Annotated in this window: 5 protein-coding genes; 1 reads left to right on the forward strand and 4 read right to left on the reverse strand. The window is 60.5% G+C overall.

The features are described 5' to 3' along the window. Position 1: 1 nt before the first annotated feature. The 4 genes from PV407_RS14120 to PV407_RS14135 all read right to left on the reverse strand — a co-directional run bounded on the left by PV407_RS14120 (position 2) and on the right by PV407_RS14135 (position 5414). A complete protein-coding gene (locus tag PV407_RS14120; RefSeq protein ID WP_332090575.1) occupies positions 2–865 on the reverse strand; it encodes a response regulator in 864 nt (287 codons plus the stop codon). Between the two features lie 16 nt (positions 866–881). Beyond that, positions 882–2636: a cache domain-containing sensor histidine kinase gene (locus PV407_RS14125; protein ID WP_332090576.1), complete on the reverse strand. Its 1755-nt coding sequence runs from the start codon at positions 2634–2636 to the stop codon at positions 882–884. Between the two features lie 299 nt (positions 2637–2935). Further along, positions 2936–4309: a sugar porter family MFS transporter gene (locus tag PV407_RS14130; RefSeq protein WP_332090577.1), complete on the reverse strand. Its 1374-nt coding sequence runs from the start codon at positions 4307–4309 to the stop codon at positions 2936–2938. Between the two features lie 154 nt (positions 4310–4463). Continuing rightward, on the reverse strand, positions 4464–5414 hold the full coding sequence (locus PV407_RS14135) for an acetylxylan esterase (RefSeq protein WP_332090578.1): 951 nt from the start codon (positions 5412–5414) through the stop codon (positions 4464–4466). A gap of 935 nt (positions 5415–6349) precedes the next feature. Between PV407_RS14135 and PV407_RS14140 the strand changes: the two genes are divergently transcribed. Then, positions 6350–7250, forward strand: a 901-nt coding sequence (locus PV407_RS14140; protein WP_332090579.1) for a YhgE/Pip domain-containing protein, incomplete at its 3' end; no start/stop codon positions are given.

The following is a 7250-nucleotide window of genomic DNA, read 5'->3' on the forward strand; positions in this document are numbered from 1 at the left end:
CTTACGCCGCGGCGCGCGAATGCGGCCGGGCCAGCTCGCGTCCGCGCGCGGCATCGGCCGCAAGCGCGAGCGGCTCGGCCCGCCCGACGGTCCCCCCGTCGGACACGGCGACGGCGAGCCCGAGATAGCTCCGCACCGCCCGGACGATCGCCTCGTCCAGCCCGGCCTGCGGCTCCCCGGCCGTCAGCAGGGCGAACAGATCGTATTCGAGCGCGACGAGCCGGCTTCCGGGAGCCGGGCTTCCGGCCAGCTCCGACACGATATTGAACAAGGCGAACTGCAGCAGGCCGATGTCGCTTTCCCGGTACGATTTGTCGGCGGGGATGTAGCTCTCGACCCGAATCGTCCGAATGCGGTAGTCGGCGTACTCCGCCCGCACCCGCTCGACGAGCTTCTCGTCGCACGGCAGCCGCAGCAGCATGGAGCGCAGCGCATGCTCCTCCGTCGCGCGCCGGTCGGCCAGCCGCCGCTCCTTCGCCAGCGCCGCTTCGCGGAAATGGACGTACGCCTTTTGCAGCACGTCGATGAGCGTTTGCTCGTTGCACGGCTTCAGCAAAAAGTCGATGGCGCCGAACTTGACCGCCGCCTGGGCGTACTTGAAATCTTCGTATCCGGTCAAAATGACGACGGAAATACGCCGTCTGTTGCGGTGTACGTATTCCGCGAGCCCGAGCCCGTCCATAACCGGCATCCGGATGTCGGTCAATATGAGGTCCGGCTCGAGCGCCTCCAGCTTCTCGATCGCCTCTTGGCCGTTTTCCGCTTCGCCGACCACGGTCCAGCCGAGCGAATGGGTTTCGAGCATTTTGATCAAGCCTTTGCGGAAAATGGCCTGATCTTCCACGATGAGCAGTTTGCCGATCAACGTCGGCACCTCCTTGTCATGCCGTATGTTGGTCGGATACCGGATCGTACGGCAGCCGCAGCGTAATCGTCGTCCCGCCGCCGGGAACGCTCTCGATCTCCAGTCCGTACGGCTTGCCGTACAGCAGCTCGATGCGGCGGATGACGCTGCGCAGCCCGATCGGCATCCGTTCCTCGTCCGAAGCGGCGGATAAAATATGATCGATCTGGTCCGGCTCCATGCCGCTGCCGTTATCCGTCGTGACGATTCGAAGCAGACCGTCCCGCCGCTCCGCGCTTATGGTTAGCCGCTTGCCCGACGTCCGGTCGCGGAACGCGTGCACGAACGCGTTTTCCACGATCGGCTGAAGCAGCAGCCGAGGCATTTTGCAGTCCAGCACGTCGTCGCCCGCCTCGATTTCGGCGTGAAACCGGTTTTCCATAAATGCGTCCTGAATGTCCAAATAATGGCGGATTTGCCGAAGCTCCTCGCGCAGCACCGTATGCTTGTCGACGCGCTCCAGCGAATATTTGAGAAGGCCGGACAAGGCGGAGACGAGGTTCGCCGTTTCCATGTCGTTTTGTACGTACAGCTTCCAGTACAAGCCGTTCAGCGTGTTGTACAAAAAGTGCGGGTTCAGCTGGGCTTGGATCGCCTTCAATTCCGCCTCCCTTTCGCTCAGCTGTCTCTCGTACACTTCCCGGATCAAGGAGCTGACGTTGTCGGCCATCGCGTTGAAGCTTTCCCCAAGAAAGGCGAGCTCGTCCCGGGAACGGGGGCGCACCCGCACGTCGAAATCGCCCTCGCGCATCCGCCTCATCGCCTTCACCAGATCCTTCATCGGACGCAGCAGCCTTCCGCTGAACAAGGCGATCAGCGCGCCGCTGATCAAGATGGCCCCGATCCCCGAGTACAGGCTGATATCGAGCAATATTTTGCTCTTGCTGTGGAAGGAGGCGAGCGACGTACGGCCGACCAGCGTAAACTGGGACTGCGGGGAGCGGTTGACCGCATACAAGAACGAGTGCGGTCCCTCCCTGCGGACGAACACCGGCCCCGCCCCCTCCGGCAGCTCCGGCAAAGGCGCGGAAACGTTGTCCGCATACAGCAGCTCGTTTCGCTGCTCGTACAAAAACACATTGGAGTCGGCGCCCTTCGTCAAATCGAGCAGCGTTTTCGCGAACAGCCGGTCGTCGATCACCATGACGAGCAGCCCGTACGTTTCGAGCGATTTGTTTTTTTTCATCCAGCGCGAGGCGATGATGTAGTCGTTCGTTTCGCCCTGCCGCAGCGGGTTGGCGAGCGCCTTTCGCATCCAGATGAGCTGGCCGTTCGACTGCTCGACATTGCGCTTCACGTCGGCGAAGACGGCGTCGTCCAATCGGCCGATCGTTTCGTCGATATGGCCGTAATAGTAGTTGACCCCGTTCAGGTCGTAAAAATAAACCGACTGTATGTACGGCTCGTCCAGCTTCACCTGCCGCAGCAAGCTTTGCAGCTCTTCGTGCTCCACGTAGTTGTCGAACAGGTCGTCGCTGCGGGTCATCAGCTTCTGGACGACCTTTTCGATGACGCTGTTGAACACGATGTAATTCGAGATGCGGTATATTTCCTGAATGCGCAGCTCGAGGTTCGCCATCGCCTGCTCGTTCGCCTTCGCGTACTGCCCGCTCACCTCTTCCTCGAACAATTGCAAATGCGTCCGGTACGACAAATAGCCGGTTACCGAGCACGAAAACAAAATGATGACGGACAAAGCCAAAATGAGCTTGGCGTTCATGCCGATTTTCACCTGCGGACATCCCCCATCCGGTCGTTCGTTTGGCATCGCTTTCGTTTTGCAGAATCGCCGTCGTTCCGCCTCGGGTTGACAGTAAAGAAAGTCGACTTCGCCAAACCTTGAAGCGAAAAAACTTTCTTTACCAAGAACAAACTTCCGCTATACCGCGGTCGCTCCGCCCCGAATTGCAGCGATATTGTTTTTCTTATTCCAGCTTTTCGCGGCAAATCCTTTTTTACGGAACAAGCGCAAAAAGACCGTCCTTGACGGACGGCCTACGAAGCCGAACGGACGACGGATGGTCAAGCCGCTTAGCGCCGGCCCGACTGCCACTGCCTTTCGATTTGCTCCAGCGTCTTCCCTTTCGTTTCCGGCACGATCCTGACGCAGAACAAAATCGAGATCGCGGAGACGACCGCAAACAGCCAAAACGTGCGTGCGGTGCCGATGCCTTCGATCAGCATCGGAAACGTTTGGGAAACGGCATAATCGGCCGCCCATAAACAGAACGAGGCGACCGCCGTCGCCCTCCCCCGGATCCGGGTCGGAAATATTTCCGAAATCATCACCCAGACGACCGGACCGAACGAGATCGCGAAAGATGCGACATACACCAGAATGAAAAACAAAATCGAATAGCCGGTAATGCCGGATTGAAAGCCGTAACCGACCGCGAACAAACAGACCGTCATCGCGATGGAGCCGACGACGAGAAGCATTTTCCGCCCGACTTTGTCGATCAGCCACAGCGCGAGCAGCGTAAACCCGAAATTGACGATGCCGACCCATACCGTCTGGGAAAGCGCCGCGTCGGTGCCCGCCCCGGTTTGCTTGAAAATTTCCGGGGCGTAATACATGATGGCGTTGATCCCCGTAATTTGCTGCAGGATGGCCAGCACGACGCCGACGAACAGCGGCAGCCGGAGCGCCGGCGAAAACAGCTCCCGCACGGAGCCCGCCTCTTCTTCCTTCAAGTTCAAAATTTCGTTCAGCTCGGACTTGGCCGCCTCTTTGCCGTTCATCCGCTCCAAAATATCGAGCGCCCGCACCTCCTGCTTGCGCTTCATCAGCCAGCGCGGCGATTCGGGAATGAACGCCAGCAGCACCAGATAGAGCAGGCCCGGCAAAACGCCGAAGCCGAACATCCATCGCCACCCGTAAGCGACGTCCCACGCGTCGTCGCCGATGCCCGCGATACCGGCGTTAATGAAAAACGTAACGAAAATTCCCGTCACGACGGCGAACTGGTAAATCGACACGAGCCGCCCGCGGTTGCGGGCCGGCGATATTTCCGCGATATACAGCGGGGACAAGGTCGACGTCATCCCCACTCCGATGCCGCCGACGATTCTTGCGATCACGAGGCCGGCGACGCCGGTCGGCATCGCCGACAAAAGCGCGCCTAGAGAGAAGAGAAGCGCGGAGACGACGAGCATGTTTTTGCGCCCGTATTTGTCGCTGAGCACGCCGGAACAGGCCGCGCCGATCGTCGCCCCGATAATGAGGCTGGAGACGGTCCATCCTACCATGCCGGGCTGCAAATCGAACCTCGTCGTTATGAAGCCGATCGCTCCCGAAATGACGGCCGTATCGTATCCGAACAAAAAGCCGCCGATGGCCGCTATGACGGAATAAAAGACCGCGTACCGGCTGAAAGTCCGGCCTTTGACGTGTTGCTCATCCATGTTCAAGCGTTCCCCTTCCAATGGTCGTTGAACGCTATTATTTCCATCTTGGCCTTTCCTTAAGACGGCGAAATTGGCGGAGTTGACCGGCCGGGCGCGAATAATAAAAACGGGACGGAAGCTCCGCTTCCGTCCCGACATACATCCAACTCCGTTACCCGAGCTTCCGGCGCGCGAATTCGATCGTCTTCCGGTTGTGGAAGCCGATATGCTCGTGGCCCATGAACGGGTACGGATGGATTTCTTTTTCGCACGTCATCCGGTTGTAGGCCGCATAAACCGTTTCCGGCATGCAGACCGTGTCTTTCAGCCCGACGGAGACGATGACCGGTACGCGGATTCGCTCCGCAAGGTTCATGATGTCGAAATAGCCGAGCGTTTCCAGCACGGCATCGAGCCGGTCCGGAAACTCGTTCGCAAACTGGGCCAGCTCGGTAAGCGAGCCGGTCGAATGGAGCATGCCGAAGTCCATATGGCACATATTCGGTACGTTCGCCACCGCAAGCGCGGGCTTGTCGCTGAGAGCGGCGGTAAGCAGGGCGAGACCCCCGCCTTGGCTCGATCCTTCGACGACGATGCGCGCCGGATCGACCTCGGGCTGCCGGGCGGCCCATTCGACCGCTTTGACGCTGTCGATCGCGACAGCCCGATAGTAGCAGTTATATTTATCCATAATGCCTTGGCTGATCCAGCCTTTCGCCATGCCGTGCGCGCTTGCCAGCCGGTTTCCGGTGTCCCCTTTTTGCCCGCGCACGTCGACCGCGAATACGGCGTATCCCATCAGCAGCCACTGCGCGTACCGTTCCGGGTATCCCCTGCCGCCGGTGTAGCCGTGAAACGTCACGATGCACGGCAGCTTGCGCCCGCTCTCCATCTTCGGCAGCAAAAACCAGCCCGCGATCGGCGTATCGTCGAACCCTTCGTAACGGACGTCGTCGACGTCCATCCACGGAAACAGCGGCTCCGTCCGCCGTCTCGAATCGTTCAGCGGCTTGTCCGCAAACCGGGCGAGCGTCTCGTCCCAGAACGACTCCAGATCGCTCGGCGCATACCGGTCCGGCCGATACGCCTCGAGCGCGGCCAGCCTGCTTTGAATCGCGTTCATGCGTATGATGTCCCCTCTCCTGTACGATAAATATGTACCGCTCTCATCATGACGCCACACAGCGGACGCCCGGCGAATACGCCCGGCGAAAGCCGCTGCGACGGCTCGCCCGGACGCGAAAGCGCTGCGGACCGCGCGCGCGCCGAGGGTGCCGCCGAATGGCGCGCCCGGGCGAATTCGCCCGGCGAAAGCCGCTGCGGCGGCTCGCCCCCCGGACGCGAGAGCGCTGCGGGCCGCGCGCGCCGATGGTGCCGCCGAATGGCTTGTCCAGGCGAATTTGCCCGGCATTCGGTCATTGCATGCTCCGGTAAGCCGTGCCCGAGCAGGCATTTGCCCGCGGCGGATCTGCCTTTCTGCCTGAATCAGCGAATCAGAATTTACGGATCGTCCGAATCGGCTGATACATTTACAAACTAAAATTCGCTATTAGTGAATCTGTTGCCCTTATTTTCAACGAATAGCCGGATATTTGGACAACTAGTAACATCAATTCACTATTTAGACACTCAAGTTCAGTAATTATGAAATGAGGTTCAGTAATTCCGACAATCCCCCAAAATCCGGGGATTTAGCGTAAGACAAGTTCACTATTAGTGAAAAATGATTCACTCTTCGACTCACGAGCTATCTGCGAGATTCGGGCTGCATTCAGCATTCAGCATCTTCACTCTGCATCCGCACTCCGCACTCCGCTCTCCGCACTCCGCTCTCTGCACTCCGCACTCCGCACTCCGCACCCTGCATCTGCACACGCATGCCTTGAACCTACCCGGTCCGCGCCATCGCGCGCGAATGCCGGGTGCGCGTTTCGGCGCTGCGCGGCGGCCGGTCAAACCCGCGAACGCTACTTCCGCCAATGATGGCGCCGACGTATGGCTTCAGGCAGTTCCATCCATACTAAAGCGGAAAATACAGGAAGGACGGATGAGACGACCATGAAACCAATCCTCCGCATTTACGCGGCCGATATGCGGGGCGTTTTCCGCAATTGGGCGGCCGCCGTCATCGTGCTCGGACTCGCCGTACTCCCGTCGCTGTACGCCTGGTTCAACATCGTCGCCTCGTGGGACCCGTACGGCCAAACCGGCGGGCTGCCCGTCGCCGTCGCGAATCTCGACCAAGGCGCGACGCTGCGCGGGCACGAGCTTCGTCTCGGCGACGAAATCGTCCGGTCGCTGAAGGACAACCGGAATATCGGCTGGACGTTCACGGATCCGGAAAGGGCGATCCGCGGCGTGGAGCACGGCGATTATTACGCGTGCATCGTCATCCCGGAACAGTTCTCCGCCCGCATCGCCACCGTGTTGTCCGACAACCCGCAAAAGGCCGAGCTGGCCTATTACGTCAACGAAAAAATAAACGCCGTCTCGCCGAAAATTACCGGCAAAGGCGCTAGCGGCATCATCGAGCAGGTGAACCGCAACTTCATCCAGACGGCGAACGGCACCATTTTCCGCATCTTCAACGAAATCGGCGTCGAGCTGCAAACCGAGCTGCCGACGCTGCTAACGCTGCGCGACACCGTGTTCAAGCTGGAGGCGCTGCTGCCGGACATCGAACGGGCGGCGAACACGGCCGCGGAAGACGTCCGCAAGGCGCAGCGCATCGTCGCCGACGTGCAGGCCCGGCTCCCCGCGGTCGAGAAGCTCGCGCAGGACGGCGCGCTGCTCGCGGACCGGCTGGCCGCGGCGCTGGACGGCGGCGCGAACGCGGTAAGCGCGGCCGGGCCTTTCGTCGCGCAAAACCTGCGGCTCGCGCAAACGGCCGTGGACGCCGCGGCGCAGCTCGCCGGCACGCTGCGCGACGGTCTCGCCGATCCGGCCGCATCGTCGGCGG

It is taken from the genome of Paenibacillus sp. GYB003, assembly GCF_036577625.1.
GTDB lineage: Bacteria > Bacillota > Bacilli > Paenibacillales > NBRC-103111 > Paenibacillus_AB.